21 protein-coding genes and 1 other RNA gene are annotated in these 25,198 nt (G+C 69.8%); 9 read left to right on the top strand and 13 right to left on the bottom strand.

What is annotated here, in order from left to right; all coding sequences use genetic code 11:
- Window positions 1-5 precede the first annotated feature (5 nt).
- The 5 genes from murB to ACEUEL_RS01955 all read right to left on the bottom strand — a co-directional run bounded on the left by murB (window position 6) and on the right by ACEUEL_RS01955 (window position 6,605).
- Window positions 6-926 carry a UDP-N-acetylmuramate dehydrogenase gene (gene murB, locus ACEUEL_RS01975; protein WP_405701620.1) on the bottom strand — a complete coding sequence of 307 codons (921 nt, stop codon included), beginning with the start codon at window positions 924-926 and terminating at the stop codon, window positions 6-8.
- On the bottom strand, window positions 923-2,320 hold the full coding sequence (gene murC / locus ACEUEL_RS01970; RefSeq protein WP_405701618.1) for a UDP-N-acetylmuramate--L-alanine ligase: 1,398 nt from the start codon (window positions 2,318-2,320) through the stop codon (window positions 923-925). Before murC ends, murB begins: the two co-directional genes overlap by 4 nt.
- A gap of 64 nt (window positions 2,321-2,384) precedes the next feature.
- Window positions 2,385-3,497, bottom strand: a complete 1,113-nt coding sequence (murG, locus tag ACEUEL_RS01965) for an undecaprenyldiphospho-muramoylpentapeptide beta-N-acetylglucosaminyltransferase (protein WP_405701615.1) — start codon at window positions 3,495-3,497, stop codon at window positions 2,385-2,387.
- Window positions 3,498-3,510: 13 nt separating this feature from the next.
- Window positions 3,511-4,674, bottom strand: a complete 1,164-nt coding sequence (locus ACEUEL_RS01960) for an FtsW/RodA/SpoVE family cell cycle protein (RefSeq protein ID WP_405701613.1) — start codon at window positions 4,672-4,674, stop codon at window positions 3,511-3,513.
- Between the two features lie 440 nt (window positions 4,675-5,114).
- Window positions 5,115-6,605 carry an amino acid permease gene (locus ACEUEL_RS01955; protein ID WP_405701610.1) on the bottom strand — a complete coding sequence of 497 codons (1,491 nt, stop codon included), beginning with the start codon at window positions 6,603-6,605 and terminating at the stop codon, window positions 5,115-5,117.
- Window positions 6,606-6,815: 210 nt separating this feature from the next.
- Between ACEUEL_RS01955 and ACEUEL_RS01950 the strand changes: the two genes are divergently transcribed.
- Complete coding sequence (locus ACEUEL_RS01950) at window positions 6,816-7,052, top strand: hypothetical protein (RefSeq protein ID WP_405701607.1); 237 nt, start codon at window positions 6,816-6,818, stop codon at window positions 7,050-7,052.
- Window positions 7,053-7,092: 40 nt separating this feature from the next.
- Here ACEUEL_RS01950 and murD read toward each other — a convergent pair whose 3' ends face one another.
- Window positions 7,093-8,487, bottom strand: a complete 1,395-nt coding sequence (murD, locus tag ACEUEL_RS01945) for a UDP-N-acetylmuramoyl-L-alanine--D-glutamate ligase (protein WP_405701604.1) — start codon at window positions 8,485-8,487, stop codon at window positions 7,093-7,095.
- 159 nt (window positions 8,488-8,646) lie between these two features.
- Here murD and ACEUEL_RS01940 point away from each other — a divergent pair, with 159 nt between their 5' ends.
- Together ACEUEL_RS01940 and ACEUEL_RS01935 are read left to right on the top strand one after the other, a co-directional pair.
- On the top strand, window positions 8,647-9,525 hold the full coding sequence (locus ACEUEL_RS01940) for an MBL fold metallo-hydrolase (protein ID WP_405701601.1): 879 nt from the start codon (window positions 8,647-8,649) through the stop codon (window positions 9,523-9,525).
- A 110-nt stretch (window positions 9,526-9,635) separates the two neighbouring features.
- Window positions 9,636-9,959, top strand: coding sequence for a hypothetical protein (locus ACEUEL_RS01935; protein ID WP_405701599.1), 324 nt, complete (start codon window positions 9,636-9,638; stop codon window positions 9,957-9,959).
- A gap of 253 nt (window positions 9,960-10,212) precedes the next feature.
- Here the strand turns inward: ACEUEL_RS01935 and mraY are convergent, their stop codons facing one another.
- From mraY to rsmH, 6 genes are all read right to left on the bottom strand, one after another.
- The gene (mraY, locus tag ACEUEL_RS01930) at window positions 10,213-11,298 is read right to left on the bottom strand and encodes a phospho-N-acetylmuramoyl-pentapeptide-transferase (protein WP_405701597.1); all 1,086 of its coding nucleotides are present in this window, start codon (window positions 11,296-11,298) and stop codon (window positions 10,213-10,215) included.
- Window positions 11,299-11,466: 168 nt separating this feature from the next.
- Window positions 11,467-12,909 carry a UDP-N-acetylmuramoylalanyl-D-glutamyl-2,6-diaminopimelate--D-alanyl-D-alanine ligase gene (locus ACEUEL_RS01925; RefSeq protein ID WP_405701595.1) on the bottom strand — a complete coding sequence of 481 codons (1,443 nt, stop codon included), beginning with the start codon at window positions 12,907-12,909 and terminating at the stop codon, window positions 11,467-11,469.
- Window positions 12,902-14,374, bottom strand: a complete 1,473-nt coding sequence (locus ACEUEL_RS01920; RefSeq protein ID WP_405701592.1) for a UDP-N-acetylmuramoyl-L-alanyl-D-glutamate--2,6-diaminopimelate ligase — start codon at window positions 14,372-14,374, stop codon at window positions 12,902-12,904. The genes ACEUEL_RS01925 and ACEUEL_RS01920 overlap by 8 nt, the downstream gene beginning before the upstream one ends.
- 217 nt (window positions 14,375-14,591) lie before the next feature.
- On the bottom strand, window positions 14,592-16,385 hold the full coding sequence (locus tag ACEUEL_RS01915) for a peptidoglycan D,D-transpeptidase FtsI family protein (protein ID WP_405701590.1): 1,794 nt from the start codon (window positions 16,383-16,385) through the stop codon (window positions 14,592-14,594).
- Window positions 16,386-16,402: 17 nt separating this feature from the next.
- Window positions 16,403-17,074: a cell division protein FtsL gene (ftsL, locus tag ACEUEL_RS01910; protein WP_405701587.1), complete on the bottom strand. Its 672-nt coding sequence runs from the start codon at window positions 17,072-17,074 to the stop codon at window positions 16,403-16,405.
- Window positions 17,075-17,085: 11 nt separating this feature from the next.
- A complete protein-coding gene (gene rsmH, locus ACEUEL_RS01905) occupies window positions 17,086-18,105 on the bottom strand; it encodes a 16S rRNA (cytosine(1402)-N(4))-methyltransferase RsmH (RefSeq protein ID WP_405701585.1) in 1,020 nt (339 codons plus the stop codon).
- Between the two features lie 245 nt (window positions 18,106-18,350).
- On the opposite strand from rsmH, the gene ACEUEL_RS01900 reads away from it, so the two are divergent.
- The 4 genes from ACEUEL_RS01900 to ACEUEL_RS01885 all read left to right on the top strand — a co-directional run bounded on the left by ACEUEL_RS01900 (window position 18,351) and on the right by ACEUEL_RS01885 (window position 21,112).
- Window positions 18,351-19,127 carry an N-acetylmuramoyl-L-alanine amidase gene (locus ACEUEL_RS01900; RefSeq protein ID WP_405701582.1) on the top strand — a complete coding sequence of 259 codons (777 nt, stop codon included), beginning with the start codon at window positions 18,351-18,353 and terminating at the stop codon, window positions 19,125-19,127.
- A gap of 219 nt (window positions 19,128-19,346) precedes the next feature.
- Window positions 19,347-20,159, top strand: a complete 813-nt coding sequence (locus tag ACEUEL_RS01895) for a lytic transglycosylase domain-containing protein (protein ID WP_405701580.1) — start codon at window positions 19,347-19,349, stop codon at window positions 20,157-20,159.
- 261 nt (window positions 20,160-20,420) lie between these two features.
- Window positions 20,421-20,814, top strand: an RNA gene (gene rnpB / locus ACEUEL_RS01890) — RNase P RNA component class A.
- A gap of 97 nt (window positions 20,815-20,911) precedes the next feature.
- Window positions 20,912-21,112, top strand: a complete 201-nt coding sequence (locus tag ACEUEL_RS01885; RefSeq protein ID WP_405701577.1) for a hypothetical protein — start codon at window positions 20,912-20,914, stop codon at window positions 21,110-21,112.
- Window positions 21,113-21,118: 6 nt separating this feature from the next.
- On the opposite strand, the gene ACEUEL_RS01880 is transcribed toward ACEUEL_RS01885, so the two are convergent.
- Window positions 21,119-22,252 carry an extensin-like domain-containing protein gene (locus ACEUEL_RS01880; protein ID WP_405701574.1) on the bottom strand — a complete coding sequence of 378 codons (1,134 nt, stop codon included), beginning with the start codon at window positions 22,250-22,252 and terminating at the stop codon, window positions 21,119-21,121.
- Window positions 22,253-22,508: 256 nt separating this feature from the next.
- Here ACEUEL_RS01880 and pyk point away from each other — a divergent pair, with 256 nt between their 5' ends.
- Together pyk and ACEUEL_RS01870 are read left to right on the top strand one after the other, a co-directional pair.
- Window positions 22,509-24,089, top strand: coding sequence for a pyruvate kinase (gene pyk / locus ACEUEL_RS01875; protein ID WP_405706518.1), 1,581 nt, complete (start codon window positions 22,509-22,511; stop codon window positions 24,087-24,089).
- Window positions 24,090-24,665: 576 nt separating this feature from the next.
- A complete protein-coding gene (locus tag ACEUEL_RS01870) occupies window positions 24,666-25,163 on the top strand; it encodes a hypothetical protein (RefSeq protein WP_405701573.1) in 498 nt (165 codons plus the stop codon).
- The last annotated feature ends 35 nt before the right edge of the window (window positions 25,164-25,198 follow it).

Genomic DNA, 25,198 nt, shown 5'->3' with positions numbered 1-25,198 from the left:
TAGCGCTAGGCGGCGACGCCGATGCGCTTGATCTCCCACTCCAGCTCGACGCCGGAATGCGCCTTCACGCGGCGGCGCACGTCCTCGCCCAGCGCCTCGACATCGGCCGCGCTGGCACCGCCGGTGTTGACGAGGAAGTTGCAGTGCATCGGCGAGACTTGCGCCCCGCCGAGCGTGAGGCCCCGGCAACCGGCAGCGTCGATCAGCTGCCAGGCCTTCTGCCCGGGCGGGTTCTTGAAGGTGGAGCCGCCGGTCTTCTCGCGAATCGGCTGGGAAGCCTCGCGTGCGGCAGTGATGCGGTCCATTTCGGCGAGGATCGCCACCGGATCACCGGGCCGGCCCTGGAACAGCGCCTGGGTGAAGATCAGATCGGCCGGCACCGAGGAATGCCGGTAGCTGAAGCCGAAATCGGCATTCGTCAGCACATGGACATTTCCCGCACGGTCGACGGCGCGCGCCTCGACGAGGCCATCGCGCGTCTCGCCATTATGTGCCCCGGCGTTCATCTTCAGCGCCCCGCCAATGCCCCCCGGTATGCCGCGATAGAAGGCCAGCCCGTCGATGCCGGCATCCGCCGCCGCCTTGGCGAGGCGCACATCCGGCACCGCCGTCCCGACCCGCAGGCGATGCCCCTCCTCCACCGCGACCCCTGAGAAACCGCGCCCGAGCCGGATCACCACGCCCGGCACGCCCCCGTCGCGCACGATGAGATTCGAGCCGAGACCAATCACCGTCACCGGCACATCCACCGGCAGATGAGACAGGAAATAGCTAAGATCGGCCTCGTCCGCGGGCGTGAACAGCGCCTGCGCCGGCCCGCCGACGCGGAACCAGACGAGATCGGCGAGCGGCTGGTTGGCCACGAGCCGGCCGCGCAGCTCCGGCATGCGGGCGCCGAGATCGCCGGTGATGTCCGGAAAGCTCACCCTTCGAGGTCCTTCGGCAGGTTGTAGGCCCATTGCGTGATATTGCCGGCACCGAGGCACACGACATAGTCACCGGGCTTCGCCAGTTCCCGCACGATACCCGCCAGCGCGTCCGGGCCCGGCAGCGCCGTCACCGAGCGGTGGCCACGGGCGCGGAGGGCATCCACCAGATGGTCGCGATCGATACCCTCGATCGGCGGCTCGCCCGCCGCATAGACCTCCGCCACGATGACATGGTCGGCATCGTTGAAGCAGGTCGAGAACGGGTCGAACAGCGACTGCAGGCGCGTGTAGCGGTGCGGCTGCACCACCGCGATCACCTGCCCCTCGGTGGAGGCCCGCGCCGCGCGGAGCACCGCCGCGATCTCCACCGGGTGATGGCCGTAATCGTCGTAGATGGCGACGCCGTTCCATTCGCCGGTGCGGGTGAAGCGCCGCTTGACGCCGCCGAAGCTGGCGAGCGCGGTGCGGATAGCCTCGTCCGGCACGCCGAGCTCATGCGCCACCGCCACCGCCGCGGTGGCGTTCAGCGCGTTGTGGAGCCCGGGCATGGGCAGGGTGAGGTCGCGCAGCTCGTGCACCACATTGCCGTCCCGATCGCGGAACAGCACGCCGAAGCGGCTCCTGCCGCCGCGCAGATCGACATCGACCAGGCGGGCATCCGCCTGCGGGTTGGCGCCATAGGTGATGACGCGGCGGTCTTCGACCCGCCCCACCAGCGCCTGCACTACCGGATGATCGGTGCACATCACCGCGAAGCCGTAGAACGGAACGTTCTCGACGAAGGCCCGGAAGGCCTCCTTCACCGCGTCGAACGTGCCGAAATGATCGAGATGCTCGGGATCGATATTGGTGACGATGGCGACTTCGGTCGGCAGCTTGAGGAAGGTGCCGTCGCTCTCGTCCGCCTCCACCACCATCCAGTTGCCGCCGCCCAGATGCGCGTTGGTGCCATAGGCGTTGATGATGCCGCCATTGATCACGGTGGGGTCGAAGCCGCCGGCATCGATCAGCGTCGCCACCAGCGAGGTGGTCGTGGTCTTGCCGTGCGTGCCGGCGATGGAGACGCAGCTTTTCAGCCGCATCAGCTCGGCGAGCATCTCGGCCCGCCGCACCACCGGGAGGCGCCGGGCCCGCGCGGCGACGAGTTCGGGATTGTCGCGCCGGATCGCCGAGGAGACGACCAGCACCGCGGCGCCCTCGATGTTCTCGGCGGCGTGGCCGATGAAGACCTTGATGCCTTTCTCGGCCAGGCGCTTCACATTGGCACTCTCGGCAACGTCGGAGCCTTGCACCGTGTAGCCGAGATTGTGCAGCACCTCGGCGATGCCGCTCATGCCGATGCCGCCGATGCCGACGAAATGGATGGGTCCGAGGGAAAGCGGGAGCTTCATCGTTTCGGTTCCTTGATCGGCCCGGAGCTTTAGCCGAGGCCGCGCGCGGCGTCACCCCGGCCCATTACCGACCCGCCCCGGCGAGCGACAGGACGAGGTCGGCGAGCCGCTCCGCCGCGTCCGCCCGGCCCATGCCCCGCGCGGCGGCGGCCATGGCGGTGAGCCGCGCCGGATCGGCGGCGAAGCGGACGAGTTCGGCGGCGAGGCGTTCAGGCGTGAAGATGGATTGCTCGACCAGCAGCGCACCACCCGACGCCGCCAGCGCACTCGCATTGGCGAGCTGGTCCTGGTCGAGCGCATGCGGCAGCGGCACCAGGATCGAGGGCCGGCCGATCACGCTGAGCTCGGCCACCGTCGAGGCGCCAGAACGGCCGATCACCAGCTGGGAACGGGCCATGCGGGCCGGCAGGTCATTGAAAAACGGCGCCAATTCGGCGGTAACACCGAGCCGCGCATAGGTCTCGCGCACGGACTCGATATCCTCCGGCCGGCTCTGCTGGACGAGGCGCAGCCGCGCGCGAAGCATGGGATCGAGCCGCTCCAGCGCCGCCGGCACCACCTCGCTCATCACCCGCGCGCCCTGGCTGCCGCCGAAGATCAGCAGCTCGAGCGTGCCCCCGGGCACGGGCGGAACGAAGGGAATGGCGGCCGCCTCGCGCACGGCGGGACGCACCGGATTGCCGGTATGATGCGCCTTGGCGGCGAGTGCGGGCGTGGCGGCGAGTATGTCGGGATAGCCGGTGGCGATGGCGGTGACGCGTGGCGCCAGCATGGCGTTGGCCCGCCCCATCACCCCGTTCGCCTCGTGGATCAGCGTCGGCCGGCCGGCCAGCACGCCGGCGAGGATCGGCGGCACGGTGGGATAGCCGCCGAAGCCGACCACGACGGCGGGCTTCAACCGGCGCATCATGCGGTAGCCCTTGAGGATGCCGGTCGCGAGCGTCAGCCCGGTGCGGGCGAGCGCCACCGGCGAGCGCCCGCGCACGGTCTCGGCCGGCAGCACGTGCAGCTCGCGGGCCGGGAAATGCCCGGCATAACGGGCGGCGCGGGCATCGGTGGCGAGGTCGACGACAACGCCGCGCGCCGTCAGCACGCCGGCCAGCGCCTCGGCGGGAAACAGGTGGCCGCCGGTGCCGCCGGCGGCCAGCAGGACGAGGGTCTTTTCGCTTTTATCCATGAAGACCAGTCGGTTATGCCGGCTTGGCGCCGAGCCGGGTGCCCAGCCGCTCGAGCTCCGCCAGCGTCGCGCTGCGCGGCCGGCGACGGGTGAGCGCGACGAGCATCCCCATGCCATAGGCGAGCGACAGCAGCGAGGAGCCGCCATAGGACACGAAGGGCAGCGTCATGCCCTTGGCGGGCATCAGGTGCAGGTTGACCATCATGTTGATGCAGGACTGCAGGCCGAACAGAATGGCAAGGCCCGACACCGCGAAGCGCACGAAGGGATCCTCGTCTTTCATCGCGTGGGTGAGGGCGCGCAGCACGATGAAGGCGAACAGGCCGACCAGCATCAGGCACAGCACCGCGCCGAACTCCTCCGCCGCCACCGCGAAGATGAAGTCGGTGTGCCCGTCCGGCAGGACCCGCTTCACCGTGCCCTCGCCCGGCCCCTGCCCCAGCCAGCCGCCATTGAGGAACGAATCGATGGCGAGGTCGATCTGGTAGGTGTCGCCCGATTCCGGGTTGAGGAATCGGTCGATGCGTTTCGACACGTGCGACACCGTCAGATAGGCGACCACCATGCCGAACGAGCCGATGCCGAACAGGCTGATCACCCATACGATGCGCAGCCCGGCGAGGAAGAACAGCCCGCTCCAGACCAGCGACACCAGCATGGTCTGACCGAAATCCGGCTGCAATACCAAGGGTGTAGCAACCACGCCGATCAGCCCGAAGGCGAGCAGCTGGGCCGGCATCTCCGGCCGCCGGACGCTCTCCGAGAACAGCCAGGCGGCGATGATGACGAAGGTCGGCTTCAGGAATTCGGAGGGCTGGATGGTGATCCCCGCCAGCGTCAGCCAGCGGCGCGAGCCCTTCACCTCGGCGCCGAACACCAGCGTGGCGTAGAGCAGCGCGAGGAAGACGATGAACAGCACCAGCGACACCCGCCGGATCTGCCGCGGCGACAGGAAGGAGGTCGCGACCAGCACGATGATCGCCGGGATCAGGAAGGTGACCTGCCGGTTGACGAAGTGGAACGGGTCCGGAATCCCGATTCGCGCGGCGATGGAAGGACTTGCCGCCAGAGCGAGGACGATGCCGATGACCATCAGGGCGCCGATCGCGCCCAGCAGCAGACGGTCGACGGTCCACCACCATTCACCGACGACGGTGCGTTCGGCACGCGAGATCATGGATTCAGGGCTCCGGCCAACAGAGCCGGCACTATCGGACCATTAGGGTTGACGGGGCCTTAATGCGATTCGTCGAATTCGCCCGTCACAGGTATCTGAGGACCGCAAACAGGAGTGACCAGTCAGTGCGGTGAGGTGGATGGTCGGTGCGATCGGTACGATGGGTGCGACGGCTCGCAACCGGATCCTGTCACGGTATCCAGAAACCTCACGCGACCGAACGGCGGCGCGCACGGCGTCGTCCATCCTGCCTTCCCGCGCGCGGGTCATGCCGGCCGGAGCGCCGCGCCGGACCGGCATCGTCCGCCGCGATGGGCGCCCCCTCCGTCACGCGGTCCCGGATCGCGCCTCCGGCGCGTCCGGGATGACGGAGGGCGCGGGCGAAACCGGGACCGGGCGACAGGGCGCGCGGCCGGGAGGCGCCTCCCGGCCGGCAGCCCTCAATGCGTGCGGTATTCCGCCTGCCCCTTGGAGAGCGCGAACTCCTCCTCCGGCGAGAGCACCAGCTTGTGCCGGCCGATCACCGCGAAATAGGCGACCCCCACGGCGAACCAGATCACCACGCCGATGACGCCGGCGCGGTAGACCGGGTCGGAGAGCTGGAAGAACAGCGTCACGATGGCGATCACCACCGTCGCGCCCGCCCCCACCACGCCGAACGGGCTCCTGTAGGGCCGCTCGATATGCGGGGCGTTCCTCTTCAGCAGGATGTAGGACAGCGCCTGCATCACATAGGAGAGCATCGCCCCGAACACCGCCATGTTGAGCAGCGTGCCGCCGATCACCAGCGCCCCCTGCTCCGCCCCCACCGCGAACCAGATGGCGAGCATGATGGCGAGCGCCACCATCGCGCCCACGAACATGGCGACATGCGGCGTCTTGCGGGTGCCATGGGTGACCGACATCCAGCGCGGGAAGTAGCCGGCGCGGGAGAGCGAATAGATCTGCCGGCCCTGCGCATAGATGATGGTGTGGAAGGACGCGATCAGCCCGATCACCGCCACCAGCGCCAGCACCTTGGCGAGCCCGTCCCCATAGATGGCGCGGAAGCCGTCGAGCAGCGGCTCGCCGGACTTGCCGAGCGCGAAGGCGCCGTTGGCGACGGACGAGTTCAGCCACAGGATCATGAAGGCCGAGACGATCAGCGTGCAGATGCCGAGGATGATGCCGCGCGGCAGGTCGCGCTTGGGATCGATCGATTCCTCCGCCGCCAGCGGCAGCTGCTCGATGGCGAGGAACAGCCACACCGCGAAGGGCAGCGAGGCCAGCACGCCATAGATGCCGAAGGGCAGGAACGGCCCGCCGCCCGCGGGCAGCTCGGTGCCGTCGGCCGCGATGTTCAGCGCCCAGCGGTGGAAATCGACATTCGGGATCGCCGACACCCAGAAGGCGACGAGGCAGGCCAGCGCCAGCAACGTCACCACCAACGTCACCTTGAAGGAGAGCTCGACCCCGACGACGTTCAGCCCGACGAACACCACATAGCCGAACACCCAGTAGACGGGCGTGAACTCCGGCGGCGTGCCGAAGATCGAGCCGAGATACGAGCCGATGAAGAACACCACCACCGCCGGGGTGACGACATATTCGACGTTCTCGCACAGGCCGGTGATGAAGCCGCCCCACGGGCCCATGGCGGTGCGGGCGAAGGAATAGGCCGCGCCGGTGTGCGGCAGCGCCGCGCTCATCTCGGCGATGGAGAGGGTGAGGCCCAGATACATGATGGCGATGATGATCGCCGCGATGAACAGGCCGCCCCAGCCGCCGGTGGAGAGGCCGAGATTCCAGCCCGAGAAATGGCCGGAGATGACCGCGCCCACCCCGAGCGCCCAGAGCGAGGCGACGCCGGCGTAACGCTTGAGCCCGCGCGCCTCGAAATAGGCGACGTCCACGCTCGTATAGGTGACGCCGCCGGTCGGCTGGTTCGACATGTGCCGCTATCCCCTGAATTCGCGGCCTCGTGCGCGGGACAGCGCATCGCCCCCGCGTCGAACCGCCCGTTTGTGATGTCGCCTCCCCGCGCCTGCCGCACGGAGAGGCATGCATGTTTTCAGGGCATTTCAACTTGGTCAATGGGAAAGACGGAGAAGTAAATGGGTTTGGAATGATGACGTTAGGGAAGTAAATGACGTTACGTCATCTTGGCAGCGCCGCTCATCGGGATGGCAGATACGCCGCGTCGGCGCGGGCCTGACAGGAAACGTCGCACCGCCGCGTCATCCGGGCTTATCCCGGAGGCCCACGCCGCCGCCGCCTCGCACCACGCCAACATCATCCCCGGGCTCGTCCCGGCGATCCACGCCTTTCCGCCCGGCGATATCATCACGGAAGACGTGGAGGACCGGGACAAGCCCGGCCATGACGGCGAAGCCGCCTAGGGGTAAAAGGCAGGCCGTTCGCCCGGACGGCGCGGTGACCTTACTCCGCCGCGGCGGGCAGCCCCTTCACCAGTTCCCGGAACCGGTCGCCGCGCACCTCGAAATTGGGGAACTGGTCGAAGCTGGCGCAGGCGGGGGAGAGCAGCACCACCGGGTGCTTGAGCCCCGAGGCGGCGGCATCGCGTGCGGCGGCGGCGACCGCCGTGGCGAGATCGCCGGAGATCTCGTGCGGCACCGCCCCGCCCAGCGTCGCAGCGAAGTCCGGCGCGGCGACGCCGATCAGATAGGCCTTGCGGATGCGCGGGAAATAGGGGGCGAGCGGGGCGATGCCGCCCTCCTTCGGCTTGCCGCCGGCGATCCAGAACACCTCCTCGAACGAGGACAGCGCGCGCTCCGCGGCATCCGCATTGGTCGCCTTGGAATCGTTGACGAACAGCACGTCGCCGATCCGCCGCACCGGCTCCATGCGGTGGGCGAGGCCGGGGAAGCTCTTCATCGCGGTGGCGATCACCTCCGGCGCGAGACCGAGCGCGCGGGCGGCCGCGAAAGCGGCGGCGGCGTTCTGGCCGTTATGCGCCCCGTGCAACGAGCCGATGCCGGCCAGCGGCAGGGTGAAGCGGGTGGCGCCGCCCTCGGCCACGATCAGGCGGCCGTTCTCGAAGTAAATGCCGTCGGCGAGCGGCCGGCGCACCGAGATGCGCACGACATTCGTGCCGGCGCGCTCGGCCCGATCGGCGATGGCAGCGCTGAGATCGTCGTCGACCCCGACCACCGCCGTGCCGCCCGGCTCGACGCCGGCGATGAGGCGCTCCTTCACGGCGGCGTAGTGTTCGAGCGTGCCGTGCCGGTCGAGATGGTCCGGCGTCACGTTGAGCAGGATGCCGACCGAGGGGTCGAGCGTCGGGGCGAGGTCGATCTGGTAGGAGGAGCACTCGATCACATGCACCCGCCCGCGCGCCGGCGGCGCGAGGCCGAGGATGGCGGGGCCGAAATTACCGCCGATCTGCACGTCGCGCCCGCCCACCTTCAGGATGTGGGCGAGCAGCGCCGTGGTGGTCGACTTGCCGTTGGTGCCGGTGATGGCGGCGAAATGCGCGCGGGGCGCGTGCGCGCGGCGCTCGCGGCAGAACAGTTCGATGTCGCCGATCACCTCGACCCCGGCATTGCGGGCGAGGCCGACGCTCCAGTGCGGCGCGGGATGGGTCAGCGGCACGCCGGGGGCGAGGATGAGCGCCGACACCGCCCCCCATTCCAGCGCGCGCAGGTCGCCGGTCGGGATGCCCTCGGCGGCGGCCGTCTCCACCGAGGCGGTCGAATCGTCCCACGCCACCACGTCGGCGCCCCCGGCGATCAGCGCGCGGGCGGTGGCGCGGCCGGAGCCGCCGAGGCCGAACAGCGCGACGCGGCGGTCCTTGAACGTGGTGACGGGGATCATGGTCGGGTTCCGATCGGGCACGGGCGGGAGCGGCTGTCGCCGGCGCCCCTTGGCTAGCCTATTTTCGCGCGTCGGGAAATCGGCCGCGCCGGCGGCGCGCAACCTGTTCTACTGTACCGCCCGGCAACGGCGCGCGGCGCGATGAAGGAAACGGACGGCATGATCGAACTCGGCTCCACCCTGCGCGTGCTGCGCCCGCACCCGAACGTCTACGCCTTCTATGACGGCCGGGTGCCGGGCGTGCGGGCCTGGTCGGCGGCGCCGAACTGGCTCGACGACGGCGCCTATGCGCTCGGCTGCGCCTCCTACGCCATCGCCGACGGCGGCGAGGCGCTCGTCTACGACACCAACATCTCGCTCGCCCACGCCCGCCACATCCGCCGCACGCTGGAGGAGGACGGCGCCCGCCGCTTCACCGTGGTGCTGAGCCACTGGCACGACGACCATGTCGCCGGCAACGAAGTGTTCGCCGATGGCGAGATCCACGCCCTCGCCCTCACCGACTCCCTGCTGCGCGCGCACCGCGAGGAACTGGAGAACGGCGATCCGCCGATCCGCCCGCTCATTCTGCCGACCCACACCTTCGAGGGGGCGAAGAGCTTCACCGTGGGGCGGCTGAAGGTCGAGGCCCGCCCCGCCGACATCCACAGCATCGACGGGCTGACGCTGGTGCTGCCCGATCAGCGCCTGCTCTTCGCCGGCGACACGCTGGAGGAGCCGATCACCTATGTCGCCGAGCCCGGGCGCCTCGCCGTCCACCTCGCCGAGCTCAAGCGCATGGCCGGCTGGGGGATGACGCGCATCCTGCCGAACCACGGTTCCGAGGAGATGATCAACGAGGGCGGCTACGGCCCCGGCCTGATCGAGGCGACGATCCTCTATGTCGAGAAGCTGCTGCGGCTGAAGGACGACCCCGCGCTGGCCAGCCTCGATCTGCGCCATTTCGCGCCCGAGGTCTTCACTGTGCCCGGCATCGTCTATTTCGCGCCCTATGAGGAGGTGCACGCGAACAATGTGAAGAAGATGCTGGGGGTGTGAGTCGCCGCAATCCCGGGATGGTTGGACGGCGGAAGCGAACGCGCTATCACCTCGCCGACGGCACCGAGACACCGTCGATCGCTCTCAGCGCAACCTTACGGAACAGAACGATGGGAAACGCCCGCCTCGCCTTGCTCAGCCTCGCCGCCCTGCTCGGCGGCACCGCCTCCGCCCTTGCCGCCGATCTGACATGGCAGCCGGGCAACGGCCAGTCCTGCGATGTAGCCTGCCGTGCCCTCGGCATGCAGCCGGTGCAGTCGGGATTCCACGCGCCGGGCGGGCGCGAGACCAAGGACCCGTTCTACATCTGCTCGGCGAACTACAACGGCTACCGGCCGGGCTACAACCTCCGGCCGAGCTGGAGCAATGCCTGTTACATCCCCTATGGCGGCAAGGAGGTCGCGGCCAAGAACTACCAATGCGGCTGCCTGTAGGGGGAGGCGCGCTGCATCGCCTGTTTCGCGCCCATGAGGAGGTGCACGCGAACAATGTGAAGAAGGTGCTGGGGGGCTGGGGTGAGGGGCCGGTTGGCTCCACCTCTGTCCCTCATGCCCGGGCTTGACCCGGGCACCCAGCTTTAGCTGGCACAGCACGCCCAAGTGGGTCCCCGGGTCAAGCCCGGGGATGAGGGAGAACGGTATCGACTGCGCTTCAAGCGTCAGCCCGTGGCGCCCCGCCGCCCCGCCCTCACCTCAGCTTCAGCGTCGACAGCCCGATCAGCGCCAGCACCACGGCGATGATCCAGAAGCGGATGACGATCTGCGGCTCGGTCCAGCCCTTCTGCTCGAAATGGTGGTGGATCGGCGCCATCTTGAAGACGCGCTTGCCGGTGAGCTTGAACGAGGCGACCTGCACGATCACCGACACCGCCTCCAGCACGAACAGGCCGCCGATGATGATCAGGACGATCTCGTGCTTGGTGGCCACCGCGATGGTGCCGAGCAGCCCGCCCAGCGCCAGCGAGCCGGTGTCGCCCATGAACACCTGCGCCGGCGGGGCGTTGAACCACAGGAAGCCGATGCCCGCGCCGAGCAGCGCGCCACAGATCACCGCCAGCTCGCCGACGCCGGCGACATAGTGGATCTGCAGATAGTCGGCGAACAGCACGTTGCCCGACAGATAGGCGATCAGCCCGAACGAGGCGGCGGCCACCATCACCGGCACGATGGCGAGCCCGTCGAGCCCGTCGGTGAGGTTCACCGCATTGCCGGCGGCGACGATGACCAGCGCGCCGAAGGCGACGAAGAACCAGCCGAGGTCGATCAGAAGATCCTTGAACAGCGGGAAGGCCAGTGAGGAGGAGAGCGGCACCCGGCCGACATGCATGATCACCACCGCCGCGGTGCCGGCGATGACGAACTCGATGGCGAGCCGCGTCTTGCCCGAGAGGCCGGCATGGGTCTGCTTGGTGACCTTCAGGTAGTCGTCATAGAAGCCGATCAGCCCGAAGCCGATGGTGACGCACAGCACCACCCAGACATAGGGGTTGGAGAGGTTCGCCCAGAGCAGGGTCGCCGCCATCAGCCCGGAGAAGATCATCAGCCCGCCCATGGTCGGCGTGCCGCGCTTGGTGATGAGGTGGGACTGCGGCCCGTCGGTGCGGATCGGCTGCCCCTTGCCCTGCTTCAGCCGCAGCGTGGCGATGATCGAGGGGCCGAACATGAACACGAACAGCAGCGCCGTGATGATCGCGCCGCCGGTGCGGAAGGTGATGTAGCGGAACACGTTGAGCGCGGGCACGCCCTGATGGAATTCGGCCAGCCATTGCAGCATGTCGTCTAACCTTCCGCGGGCACCCGCCCCTGATCGTCCGCCGGAACCCCGGCCCCTGGAGCGCGATCCGATCGGCCTGAACCGATCCGATCGGCAAATCGCCCTCTGACAAATTGATCGATAACGCCGGATCGATCGACGTGCGCCGCACGCCGGCCGGCGCGTGCTCTAGCCCCGCGCCGCGGCGTCCCGCGCGGGGAACTGCTCGGCGAGCGCCCGGGCGAGCGGGCCCATGCGGCTGCCGTTGGAGCCCTTCACCATCACCGCGTCGCCGGCGCGCAGCGCGCCCGCCACCGCCGGCAGCAGCGCGGCCGCATCCGGCGCCCAGCTCCCGCGGCGCTCGTCCGGCAGCGCCTCCCACAATTCGCGCATCAGCGGCCCGGCGCAGAAGACGAGATCGGCCTGCGCCGTCACCGGCCCGGCGAGGTCGCGGTGCAGCTCGGCTGCGGTGGCGCCGAGTTCCAGCATGTCGCCGAGCACCGCGAGGCGCCGGCCGCGCCCCTCGACTCGGGCGCCGCCCAGCACGGCCAGCGCCGCGCGCATCGAGGCGGGATTGGCGTTGTAGCTCTCGTCGATCAGCAGCGCCTCGCCGCCATTGATCACCAGCCGCACCCGCACGCCGCGCCCGGGCGGCGCGCCGAGGTGACCGAGAGCCTCTGCCGCCCGGCCGAGATCGGCGCCGGCGAGCTTCGCCGCCGCCAGCACGGCGAGCGCGTTCTGCACGATGTGGCGGCCGGGCAGACGGGTGGTGAAGCGCACCGCCTCGCCCAGCACGTCGGCGGTGGCGATCGCGCCGTCCGGCCCGAGATCGACCTCGACGAGGCGCACCTGCGCGTCGGCGGCCTCGCCGAAGCCGACGATGGTGGCGATGCCGGCGGCGCGGGCCGCAGCCGCGAGGCGCGCGAACTGCGCGTTGTCGGCGTTCAGCACCGCCGCCCCGCCCGGCGTGACGCCGGTGAAGATCTCCGCCTTGGCGTCGGCGATTTCCGCGAGGCTGGCGAACTCGGCGAAATGCGCCGCCTCGATGGCGGTGATGATGGCGATGTGCGGGCGCACGAAATCGACCAGCCGGGTGATCTCGCCGGCATGGTTCATGCCGAGCTCGAACACGCCGTAGCGGGCCGAGACCGGCAGGCGCGCGAGCGAGAGCGGCACGCCCCAATGGTTGTTGAAGGAGGCGGCGGAGGCGTGGGTCTCGCCATCGGCGCCCAGCGCGAGGCGCAGCGCCTCCTTGGTGGTGGTCTTGCCGACCGAGCCGGTGACCGCGACGATCGTCGCGGATGAGCGGGCGCGGGCGGCGCGGCCGGCCTCCTCCAGCGCGCCGAGCACGTCGTCGACGGTCAGCAGCGGCGCCGCCTCGGGCATTTCCAGCAGCCGCTCGCGGGCGACGACGGCGAGCCCCGCCCCCCGCTCCAGCGCCGCCGCGACATAGTCGTGCCCGTCGACGCGCTCGCCCTTGATGGCGAAGAACACCTCGTCGGGCGCGATGGTGCGGCTGTCGATCGAGACGCCGGTCAGCCCGGCGGAAGGCAGTCCCGTGATCGTGCCGCCGGTGGCGTCGGCCAGTTCGCCCGGCGTCCACAGCGGCGCGGGCGCGCTCGCATCAGCCATGTGAAGTTCCCCCCAGCCACCCGATCACGCTGTCGCGATCGGAGAACGGCAATGTCCGGTCGCCGATGATTTGGCCGGTTTCGTGACCCTTGCCGGCGATCAGCAGGACATCCCCCGGTTTGAGCTGGGCGATGCCGGCGCCGATCGCCTCGGCACGGTCGCCGATCTCGTGCGCGCCGGGGGCGCTGGCGAGGATCTCGGCGCGGATCGCGGCGGGCGCCTCGCTGCGCGGATTGTCGTCGGTGACGATGACGATGTCGGCGCCCGCGGTCGCGATCGCGCCCATCACCGGGCGCTTGCCGCGGTCGCGGTCGCCGCCGCAGCCGAACACCACGATCAGCCGGCCCTTCGCATAGGGCCGCAGCGCGGCGAGCGCATTGGCCAGCGCGTCCGGCTTGTGGGCGTAGTCGACGAAGATGCCCGCCCCGGCGCGGGTGCCGACCAGCTCCAGCCGGCCCGGCACGCCTTCGAGGTGGGGCAGCGCCGAGAGCGCGACGTCCGCCCGCGTGCCGGTCAGCATGGCGAGACCGGCCGCCACGAGCGCGTTCGCGGCCTGGAAGGCGCCCACCAGCGGCAGGTGCAGCTCGTGGCGGACATTGGCCGCCTCGACCACGAGGCGCTGGCCGAGACCCGAATCCTCCCGCTCGATCAGCGCAATGCCGGCGCCGTTCGTGCCGATGCCGAGCACGTCGAGCCCGTGATCGGCGGCGCAGTCGGCGACCTTGCCGCCCTCCTCGGTGTCGATCCACACCGCCGCGCCCGACCCCTTCGGCAGCAGGTGGGCGAACAGCCGCAGCTTGGCCTCGAGATAGGCCTCCATGGTCGGGTGGTAGTCGAGATGGTCGCGCGAGAGATTGGTGAAGCCACCCGCCGCGAGCCGCACGCCGTCGAGCCGGTGCTGGTCGAGCCCGTGCGAGGAGGCTTCCAGACAGAGATGGTCGACCCCCTCCCCGGCGAGCTGGTCGAGCGTGCGGTGCAGTTCGATCGGGTCGGGCGTGGTCAGCGAGCCATAGACCGCGCCGGAGGGCGCCACCACGCCGAGCGTGCCGAGGCTGGCCGCCTTGTGCCCCTGCCGCGCCCAGATCTGCCGCGTGAAGGCGGCGACCGAGGTCTTGCCGGAGGTGCCGGTGACGGCGGTGATGATCGCCGGCTGGCGCGGAAAGGCCCGCGCCGCCGCCAGCGCCACAGCGCGCCGGGCATTGCCGACGCGCACGAAGGCGACGGCCGGGTCGAGCCCCTCCGGCCGCCCGCCCTCGCCGACCACCGCCACCGCCCCGCGCGCCACCGCGTCGGCGGCGTAGCGGGCGCCGTCGGCCCTCGTGCCGTGGAGGGCGAAGAACACGTCGCCGGGGTTGGCCTTGCGGCTGTCGAGCACCGGCAGGCCGACCGCGAGGGCGGGATCGGCCTCGGCATAGTCGGCATCCGCGCCGACGAGGTCGCGCAGGCTGGAGCGGGGATCAGTCATGGCGGCAGGCTCCGCGAGCGGGCGCCGCAGCGGCGCGGTGAGGGAGCACCCCGGTTCGGACCCGCCTCAGCGTCGGCTTCATCTGCCATCCCCACGTGCGGCGAGCGCGGCTCCACCGGTTCCGCCGCGCCACACGCTGGGGTAGCCGAATCAGAACCCGGCTAGGCAATAGCAGATTCGCGCTTGCCCGGGCGAGACCCGGCCGGACGCGCCGGCCTCAGGGGTTCTGCGCGAGCTTGTAGTTGTTGAGCAGGCTCTCGACCGGCGGCACGTCCTTGCGCGGCATGATGCCGAGGAGGGGCGCGATGCGGGCGATGATCTTGCCGGTGGTGGGCCCCGAGTTCCAGCCGGCGGTGGCGAATCCATAGGTCCCCGGCGCGGCCTGCGGCTCGTCGAGGATGACGAGGACCAGGTAACGCGGGTCGTCCATCGGGAACACGCCGGTGAAGGTGGTCAGCAGCTTGGTCTTGGAATAGCGCCCGCCGATCACCTTCTCGGCCGTGCCGGTCTTGCCGCCGGCGTAATAGCCGGCCGCCAGCTCGTTCATCTTGGTGGCCGAGCCCTTCTCGGCGTTCAGGCGCAGCAGGTAGCGCATCTTGGCGCTGGTCTCGGGCCTGATCACCCGCTGGGACAGCTCGGCGACCTGCTCGGGCGTGCGCTTCATGAAGGTCGGCGGGATCAGGTAGCCGCCATTGACCAGCGCGTTGACCGCCATCACCGCCTGCAGCGGCGCCACCGCGAGGCCGTGGCCGAAGGCGATGGTGGCGGTGTTCAGCTCGCCCCAGCGGCGCGGCACGATCGGCGCGGCGCTTTCGGGCAGCTCGGTGCGCAGCCGGTCGAGCTGGCCCATCTTCTTCAGGAACGCCTTGTGCGCGTCCACCCCGCACATCAGCGCCATCTTGGCGGTGCCGATGTTGGAGGAATAGGTGAACACCTCGGCCGCCGACAGCACCCGGTTCTGGGCGTGGTAGTCGCCGATCTTGAAGCGGCCGAAATGCAGCGCCCCGCGCGCGTCGATCGGCGTGGTGACGTTGATCTTGCCGGCGTCGAAGGCCATGGCGAAGGTCAGCGCCTTGAAGGTCGAGCCCATCTCGAACACGCCGGTGGTGAGGCGGTTGAGGTTCTTCGGGTCGAGCGCCTTGCCCGGATCGTTGGCGTCGAAATCGGGCAGCGAGACCATGGCGACGATCTCGCCGGTCTTGACGTCGACGATGGTGCCGGCGGCGGCGATGGCCTTGAAGCGCTCCTTCGCGGCGACCAGTTCGTCGCGCATCACGTGCTGCACGCGCAGGTCGATCGAGAGGTTGACCGGCTCCTGCTCGCGGTCGGTGGCGAAGCCCGCGAGGTGGAGTTCCGACAGGCCGCGCGAATCGATCCACTTCTCGAGGCCGGAGATGCCTTCATTGTCGATGTTCACCGAGCCGAGCACATGCGCGCCCAGCGTCGCGCCGGGATAGACGCGCCGGTTCTCGGAAAAGAAGCCGATGCCCGGCAGGCCGAGCCGGTGGATCTCCTGCTGCTGCTGCGGGGTGATCTCGCGCTTCAGCCAGGCGAAGCCGCGCTTGGAGGAGAGGCGGTTGCGCAGCTCCTCGCCATTGACGTCCGGCATCACCGCGGTCAGCGCCTCCACCGCCTCGTCGACGTCGATGAGGCGCTTGGGCTCGCCATAGAGCGAGGCGGTTTTCACGTCGGTGGCGAGGATCAGCCCGTTGCGGTCGAGGATGTCGGGCCGCGCGGCGGCGACCGCGTCGGCATTGAGGTTGCGGCGGTAGCCCGGCAGGTCGGAGGCCGAGGCCAGCATGGCGAGGCGGCCGGCGATCACCGAATAGACGCCGGCGAAGACGAGGATGGCGAGCAGGATGCGTGCGCGCGCCACCACGGTCGGGTCCGGCCGCCCGCGCCCTGCGGCGCTGCGCAGCACGCCGAGAAAGGCGCGCCAGAGCACCCCGGGCGCGGCCTTGAGGCGGGCGAGGAGCGCTCCGGCGAGCGCCTTGGGCGAGGGCAGCTTCATCGAAAATCTCCGCAGGATCATTGTCCGACCGCTCCCGGCGGCAGCATCGGCGCGGTCGAGGTCACCGGCGCGGTCATCAGCGCCCGCCCCTGGGGCACGGCGGCGCCCGGAACGGCGGGCGCCCCGCCCATCACCCCGGCGGGCGGCATGGCGTAGAGCGGCAGCGGTCCGCGCGGGGCGGGCGGCGCGGCCGGCACCGCCGCGGGCGGCAGCGGATTGGCGATGGCGACCGGCGCCTCCCGGCGCGGGGCGGGCGGCGCCATCGCCGACGGCGCGGGCCGCGGCGCCGCCGCGGCCGGGGCGGCGCCGGGTGTCGCCCTCGCCGGCGCCTTGTCGCGCGGCAGCGACGAGGTGGTCATCGGCCCGTCGACCAGCGCCTCGATCATCCCGCCGAGCACGTCGTCATTGGCCGCGGGCTTCGCCGGCAGGTTGGCGAGGGTGTCCATGCTGTCGACGCCCAGCGGCTGCATGTCGAGATGCCGCTCCGCCAGCGCCTGCACCCGGTCGGGCGCGGTGCGCCGGGCCCATTCGGCGTTGAGCATGGCGATGCGGTCGCGCTCCTGCCGGATCTCCGAGCGCAGCTTGGCGATGCGCTGCGCTTCGGAGGTGGCGGCGTATTTGACGTTGTACACAGCCCCGGCGGCGGCCAGCAGCGCCAGGATCGAGACGAGGTTCAGAACGCGGAACATGATCGGGAACCTCAGCGGCGGACGGGACGGGCATCGGGTTCGGGCAGCGGCGGCAGCAGATCGTCGAGGTCGCCCCCGGGATGGGGCGGGGCGGCGGTGCGTTCCCCGGCCCGCAACTTGGCTGACCGCGCGCGCGGATTGCGGGCGATCTCGGCGGCGGAGGGTTCCACCGCGCCCTTCGCCACCAGCCGGAAGCTCGGCGCGCTGGCGGCGACGGCGGGCATGTGCCGCGAGCCGGCGGCGGGCTTGGCCCGCCCGTTCAGGAACGTCTTCACGATGCGGTCTTCGAGCGAATGGAAGGTGACCACCACCAGCCGCCCGCCGGGCTTCAGGATGCGCTCGGCCGCCACCAGGGCGCGGGCGAGCTCGCCCAGCTCGTCGTTCACGGCGATGCGCAGCGCCTGGAAGGTGCGCGTCGCCGGGTGCGGCTCGTGCGGCTTCGCCCAGACCACGGAGGCGACGATCTCGGCGAGGCGCAGCGTGGTGTCGATCGGCGCCTCGGCCCGCGCCTTCACGATGGCGCGTGCGATCGGGCGCGACAGCCGCTCCTCGCCGAAGCGGTAGATGAGGTTGGCAAGCTCCCCCTCGGGCAGCTTCGCCACGAGGTCGGCCGCCGAGGTGCCCTCCCCCGACATCCGCATGTCGAGCGGCCCCGCCCGGCGGAAGGAGAAGCCGCGCTCGCCCTCGTCGAGCTGCATGGAGGAAACGCCGATATCGAGCACCACCCCGTCGACCTGCGGCGCCCCCAGCATGGCGGCGACGCTGTCGAGATTCGAGAAGCGGTCCTGCGAGACCGCGAGGCGCCCGGGATGGGCCAGCACCAGCGCGGCGCTGCCCGCCACCGCGCTCGGGTCGCGGTCGATGCCGATTACCCGGCAGTCGGCGGCGTTCAGAATGGCGCGGCTGTAGCCGCCCGCCCCGAAGGTGCCGTCGACATAGACGCCGCCGTCCCTAGGCGCGAGATGGGCGACCACCTCGTCCAGCAGGACCGGCAGATGCGGGGCGGTCGCCTCCGGGCCGGCGCCGGTCATCGCACGCACCTCGCGTCGGCGCCCCGTCCGCCGGTCCCGGCGCGGCGCGCGACAGCCCGCGGCCGCGGGCCGGCCGGCGGGACGCGATCGAAGGGCGCGCGGAGACATGGGCGATGGGAGCTGGCGTTCAACGGAGGGCACGGGCACGAGGGGTTGGCGAGACGGAATGACTCGCCGCCATTAACGCTCTCTGAACCTTAAGAATCGGTTGAATCACCCCCCGCCGGGCGATTAGCTCTCGCGCCATGGACCCCGCGCCCGACGCCCTCGCCCCGGATTCGCCGCTCGTCGCCGACCTCATCGCCTCGCCGAACCATGGCGAGCGGATCGGCGTCGCCGCCCCCGACATGCTGGTGCTGCACTACACCGGCATGGCCTCCACCGAGGAGGCGATCGAGTGGCTGGCCGATCCCGCGCGCGCGGTTTCCGCCCATTACGTGGTGCGGGAGGACGGGCGCATCGTGCAGATGGTGGCCGAGGCCCGCCGCGCCTGGCACGCCGGCGCCTCGTCCTGGGCCGGGGCCACCGACATCAACTCGCTCTCCATCGGCATCGAGATCGCCAATCCCGGCCACGACCACGGCTACCCGGACTTCCCCGCCCGCCAGATCGAGGCGGTGACCGCGCTGGCCAAGGACATCGTGACCCGCCGCGCCATCCGCCCCGACCGCGTGCTGGCCCATTCCGACATCGCCCCCGACCGCAAGGCCGATCCGGGCGAGAAATTCCCGTGGGAAAAGCTCGCGGCCTTCGGCGTCGGCCATCTGGTGCCGGAGGAGCCGCCCACCGACGGGCGCTACTTCATGCGCGGCGAGCACGGCCAGCCGATCGAGGCGCTGCAGGCGATGCTGGCGCTCTACGGCTATGGCGTGCCGATCACCGGCACCTATTGCGGACGCACCGAACAGGTGGTGACGGCCTTCCAGCGCCATTTCCGCCGCGCCCGGGTCGACGGCATCGCCGACGTCTCGACGCTGGCAACCCTGTACCGCCTGATCGCCGCACGGCCCGGCGAGGGGTAAAAAATCGCCCGCGACGGTCGATTTGCCGCAATGCGGCAGAGCCCGCAGCAACCTCTTCGCACTGCAGTATAAATCCTGGGGTTGCCGTACCCCTCCCGCACGACTGTGGCGCGACCCGCCCGGCGCGCGCCGCAACCATCGCAATAGAGCCTCATTGAGGTCCGATTTCGCGGGCCAATGCGCCACCTTCGCGTAAACAGTACGAAGGTCAATTCCCGCATGACGCTCAAGAAGATCGGCTGTTCTGCCGTTGCCGCAGGCTTCATCTCGGCCTTTATCGCCACTTTCGCCTCGGCAAGCCCGAACAACGCTCCCGCGAGCAGGAACACCACCGGAAATACCGACACTTCCTCCACCATTCCGGCGCTGGTCGAGGCGGAAGCCCGCGCCAACGGCGTGCCGGTGGCGCTCGCCCGCGCCGTGGTGCGCATCGAAAGCAACTGGAACCCCGCCATGACCGGCCGCGCCGGCGAGGTCGGGCTCATGCAGATCAAGCATCCCACCGCCCGCGGTATGGGCTATGCCGGCACCCGCGAGGCACTCTACGAGCCCGCCACCAACATACGCTGGGGCATGCGCTACCTCGCCGGGGCCTACCGCCTCGCCGGCGGCGACACCTGCGGCACCGTCATGCGCTACCAGGGCGGCCACGGCGCCAGGCGCATGTCACCGGCCGCCCGGGTCTATTGCGGCAAGGCGCTGGCGCTGATCGGCAGGCCGGACGCGCCGGTGAAGGTCGCCGCCGGCGCCACGCCGGTCCGGGTCGCCGCCGCGTCCGTCGCGACGGCGGCAACCGCGACACGCAGCACGACACGCAGTACCTGGGCCGTCGCCTCGACCGGCAGCGCTCCCGTGGTCGTCGCCACGGTGGCCGATCGCGCCGCCCCGAGGGCCGGGCGGAAGCCTCAGGCGGCGCCGCACCGGTCCGCGCACATCGCCCCGGCGACGCTCGCCGCGAACGCGGCACCGGCCCGGGTGCCGGCCTTCGCCGCGCCCGCCCGCATGGCCCCGGCCCGTCTCGCGGCGAACTGACCCACTTGCGCGCGCGGGCGCCGGCAGACCCGGTGTCGCGTGACCCCGTCGCCCGCGCGCGCATCCCCGACGGGCGGCCTCCGGTCGAACCGTCATGGCCGGGCTTGTCCCGGCCATCCACGTCTTCGCTCCGCCTCGCCAAAGCCGTGGATCCCCGGGACAAGCCCGGGGATGACGCCGCTCATGGAAGTCCGGGGGATGGTGTCGCGGGCGCCCGGCAAGACTTGACGGCACGACCCATGTGGCCCATGTGCTGCCCCGCCAGCCGGCCGGACGGCCGCGTCGCCCTTCACGGGCGCCGAGGAAAGTCCGGGCTCCACGGAGACACGGTGCCGGATAACGTCCGGCGGGGGCGACCCCAGGGAAAGTGCCACAGAAAGCAAACCGCCTCGGGTCCGCCCGCGGCAAGGGTGAAAGGGTGGGGTAAGAGCCCACCGCGCGTCCGGCAACGGAAGCGGCATGGTAAACCCCACCGGGAGCAAAGTCGTATAGGGGTGGCGTGGGCCGGTCTCCGCAAGGAACCGCCCGATCCCGTCTCCGGATAGCCGCCCGGGTTGACTGCTCGAGGCGCCGGGTAACCGGCGTCCCAGAGGAATGGCCGTCGCGCGGGAGCGATCCCGCCTTACAGAACCCGGCTTACAGGCCGGCTGGCACCCTTTTTCGTGAACGTAAGGTGAGCCTCCGCCGGCTTGCGGCGGGCGGGACTGGGCCGGCCGGGCATCGTGCGCGCTCCCGTGGCGCCGGCGCGGGCGATGAGGCGCGCACCGCGACGGCATGAACGAGACGAGCCGCCGGACGCCTTCCGGGTCGACCTGAAGAAGCTCGACCTCTCCCCCGGCGCGCCGGTGAGGACGCGCACCCTCGCCGATAGCGAGGTCCATGCCGGCCAGGGGAGCGCCAGGTTCGCGCCGGCCGAGCCGTTCCGCGTCCTCCCCGCCCAGCCGCCGGCGTGAGGCGGCTCAGTCCTCGCCGGGAATGGCGGCGGGCGGCTCGATCGGGGCGAGGAAATTGAACGGGTTCCGCGCCGGCGTCGCGCGCTTCGGCCGGTCCGGCTCGGGCGCATAGCCGCGCGTCGTCGAGCCGGTGACGACGGGATCCGCGCCCTTCTTCCACTGCACCATCGGCACGCCGGCCGGCGGCACCAGCCCGCGCGGGGGCGGCTGCACCGGCGGCGGCGGATAGGCGGGCGCGGGATAGGCCGGCTGGGCGGCGCCATAGGGGTCGAGGCCAGAATAGGGCGGCTGCGCCGGCGCGGGATACGCCGCCGGCTGCGGCGGCTGGTAGCCGGGATCGACGCCGTGCGGCGCATCCGCGCCCGCCTCCTCGGGCGGGTTGGTCTCGGCCGGCACCTCCGAGGGGCGGCCCGGGAAGGAAACGCCGGTCGCGGGCGGCAGCGGCGTCGGCGGCATGGCGGGCGGGATCGGCACGCGCGCGGCCGGGTTGCAGATCGCACGCCCGCCATTGTGCCGCATCAGGTCGACATGGATGTGGTCGTAGTGAAAGGCGTTCGAGCCCGGCGCCAGCACGGTGGTGAAGCGCTCGCAGGCGCTCGCCTGCACCGTCCGCAGGAAACCCTGCTCGTCGGGCCGCCCCTTCCAGCCGGTCTTGACGCTCACCTCGCGCCCGTCGGCCAGCACGAAGCCGCCGATGTCGAGCGCATTGCCGAAGGCGTGCTCGGAGATCTTGCCGGTCTTGGCGCCGTTCATGTTGCGGCAGGAATAGGAGGACATCTGCCGCACCTGCACCACCGGCTGGCCGAACCAGGCCATGGCGGCGGGCTGCACGCCCTCGATCAGCCAGCGGTCGACCGCCGCGGTGGCCGGACAGGCCATGGTCGCGGTCGGGGCGATCGCCACCTGGCCGTAGACGAGGCCGGACACCTTGAAGGGATGGTCCATGCCGCAGGTGCCGGCGCCGTCGATGGCGCGCACCGGCGTGGTGTAGGCGGAGGGCTTGACCAGCCCCTCCGCCAGGCACCGTTCTTCCGCCTCCGAGCGCCAGGGATCCCGCTTTTCGAAAAGCGAGAATTGGCAACCGGAGAGCCCCATAACGACGAGCGGGGCTACGCAAAACCAGAAAACGCCGCGCGTCATGACGCTAAAATGCGACGCAGTTCGTTGACGCCGGGTTAAGCATGGCGGCCCGTCGCGCGAAATTCCGAAAAGGCTGATCGGCCTGCGGCTTAGCCGCGATCTCCGCGGGCGGCGCAACGCAGGGTAAGCCGGCCGCGCACTGTCGCCGCGCTGCGCTGCACGATGGCTGTCACGAGACAACCTTATACTTTTGGTTCATAGGGAAGTCGGATGCCGGCCGTCGCGGCCGGCGAACAAGCGGAGAAGAGCAATGCACATGAGGCGTGAGCGCGCGACCAAGATCGTGGCGACGCTCGGCCCGGCGTCGTCGAGCCCGGAGAAGATCCGGGCGCTGTTCGAGGCGGGCGTGGACGTGTTCCGGCTGAACTTCAGCCACGGCACCCAGGCCGACCACGGCCGGGTACTGGGCATCGTGCGCGCGCTGGAAACGGAAGCCCGGCGGCCGATCGGCGTGCTCGCCGACATGCAGGGTCCGAAGCTGCGCATCGGCAAGCTGGTCGACGGCGCCATCACCCTCACCCCCGGCACCACGATCCGCTTCGACACCAAGGACACGCCCGGCGACGCCAAGCGCGTGCCGATCCCGCACCCGGAGATCATCGAGGCGCTGCACGAGGGTTCCACCGTGCTGCTCGACGACGGCAAGGTGCGCGTGCGCGTGGTGAAGAAGGGCCGCGGCTACATCGAGGCCGAGGTGGTGGCGGGCCTCCGGCTCTCCAACAACAAGGGCTTCAACGTCCCCGACGTGATCCTGCCGGTCTCGCCGCTGACCGAGAAGGATCGCGCCGACCTCGTCTTCGCCCTCGACCAGGGGGTGGAGTGGATCGCGCTGTCCTTCGTGCAGCGCCCCGAGGACGTGATCGAGGCGCGCGAACTGATCCAGGACCGCGCGGCGATCAACCTCAAGCTGGAGAAGCCGGCGGCGATCGAGCACCTGACCCGGCTGGTCGAGCTCTCCGACAGCATCATGGTGGCGCGCGGCGACCTCGGCGTCGAATTGTCGCTCCCCGAGGTTCCCGCACTGCAAAAGCAGGTCATCCGCGAATCCCGCCGGCAGGGCAAGCCGGTGATCGTGGCGACGCAGATGCTGGAATCGATGATCACCGCCCCGGTGCCGACCCGCGCCGAGGTCTCCGACGTCGCCACCGCGGTCTATGACGGCGCCGACGCGGTGATGCTCTCCGCCGAGAGCGCCGCCGGCCAGTTCCCGGTCGAGGCGGTGGCGATGATGGACCAGATCATCAAGAACGTGGAGCGCGATCCGGGCTACCGCAACATCATCGATTCGCAGCGGCCCGAGCCCGGCCACTCGATCGCCGACGCGGTGACGCAGGCCGCCTACCAGGCGGCGAACGCCATCGATGCGGCGGCGATCGTCACCTACACGCTCTCGGGCACCACGACGCTGCACGCCGCCCGCGAGCGCCCGCGCATTCCGATCCTCGGCATCTCCGCCAAGCTCGCCACCGCCCGCCGGCTGGTGATGAGCTACGGCGTGCATGTCGTGCACGCGCCGGAGGACATCCACACCTTCGGCGAGATGGCGACCAAGGCGACGCAGGTCGCGGTGGACGAGGGCTTCGCCCAGCCGGGCGACCGCCTCGCCATCACCGCCGGCGTGCCCTTCGCCAAGCCCGGCACCACCAACGTGCTGCGCCTCGTCACCATCGAGAAGAAGGCGGAGAAGACCAAGCCCACCGAGGACGAGGTGAAGGCGCACAAGCGCGCCCCGGCCAAGTCAGCGGGCAAGGCCGCCGGCAAGGGCAAGAAGGACGAGAAGGCCGCCCGCACGGCCGAAAAGCCCGCCGCCCGCCGCGCGGCGGGGACGCGGCGCTGAGGCGCACGCCGATCGCCCGACGTCATGGCCGGGCTCGTCCCGGCCATCCACGTCTTTTTGCGCGGTGAAGGCGAAGGACCTGCATCCCCGGGTCAAGCCCGGGGATGACGCCCCCGCCCGCCGACGCCGCCGATGCCCTCTCCCCGTCGGGAAGAGGGTTAAGGGTGAGGGCTACGGCGAGCGGCACCGCCCTTTCCGGAGCGGGGACATCCCCCTCACCGACCCGCTTCGCGGGCCACCTCTCCCCGGCGGGGAGAGGGAAGAGACGGAGAAGCCCGGCGCACGCCGCGCTGCCGGCACACGGCGCTGTGGCGCGAAGGTCGAAAATCGAAGACTTTAAATTATTGATAAAAAACAAGTTTTCTAAAATTGACAGATGAGGCCCTCTCTTTGAGAGGGCCCTTTCTTTTTGCAGTAGCGATCCGTGAACCAAATTTACCCAGACCCCGAACACCTCACCGTCTGCTCGCCATAAAAACTGCTCTAATTTAGATAGAACACTCATAATCTGTTGACAGCAGATAAAAACCAGTTTATGTGTTGTATATTGTTGAAATCAAATTTGGAGGATTGACGATGAACTCAAATTTCAGCTCTACCCTGTCACGAGATTTGCGCGAACTTTATAATAAAGATGAAAGTGCCAAGAGAATTTTCTTGTGGTTCGATGACAGGAAAAAAGACTCTTGGGAAATGCCTGTCCGAATTGCGGCTTATCGCACCAATATTTCTGAGAGAGAAATTCGCCGAGTATTTAAGAAGCTTGAAGAAATTGGATGTGGCCGATTTATTAAAGGGCGAGGAGAGAACGCCGAGAGCAGAATGGCTTGGAAATTAAGTATTCGTGGAATTGCATCTGCCGCAAAGGGGGAAACCTTAAAGGTTGAAGAGGTTGCAGCTGCCCCCGAAGACACATTGGAAGCGGAAGAATCTACGGCTTCTATGATTGGATTTGTTACTCATACATTTAGACTTCGGTCAGATTTTGAAGTAAAGATAGAACTCCCCTCCGACTTCACTGAGGGTGAAGCGGAGCGGTTAAGCCGGTTCCTAAAGGCTATCCCTATCGTCTAGCAAAAATTGTCCATCCGAGTAGGTTACCGAAACGA

This window comes from Ancylobacter terrae (assembly GCF_045108345.1).
In the GTDB taxonomy this organism is placed as follows: domain Bacteria; phylum Pseudomonadota; class Alphaproteobacteria; order Rhizobiales; family Xanthobacteraceae; genus Ancylobacter.
The sequence above is the reverse complement of the archived record's forward strand: the minus strand, read 5'-3'. Positions and strand labels throughout refer to the sequence as shown.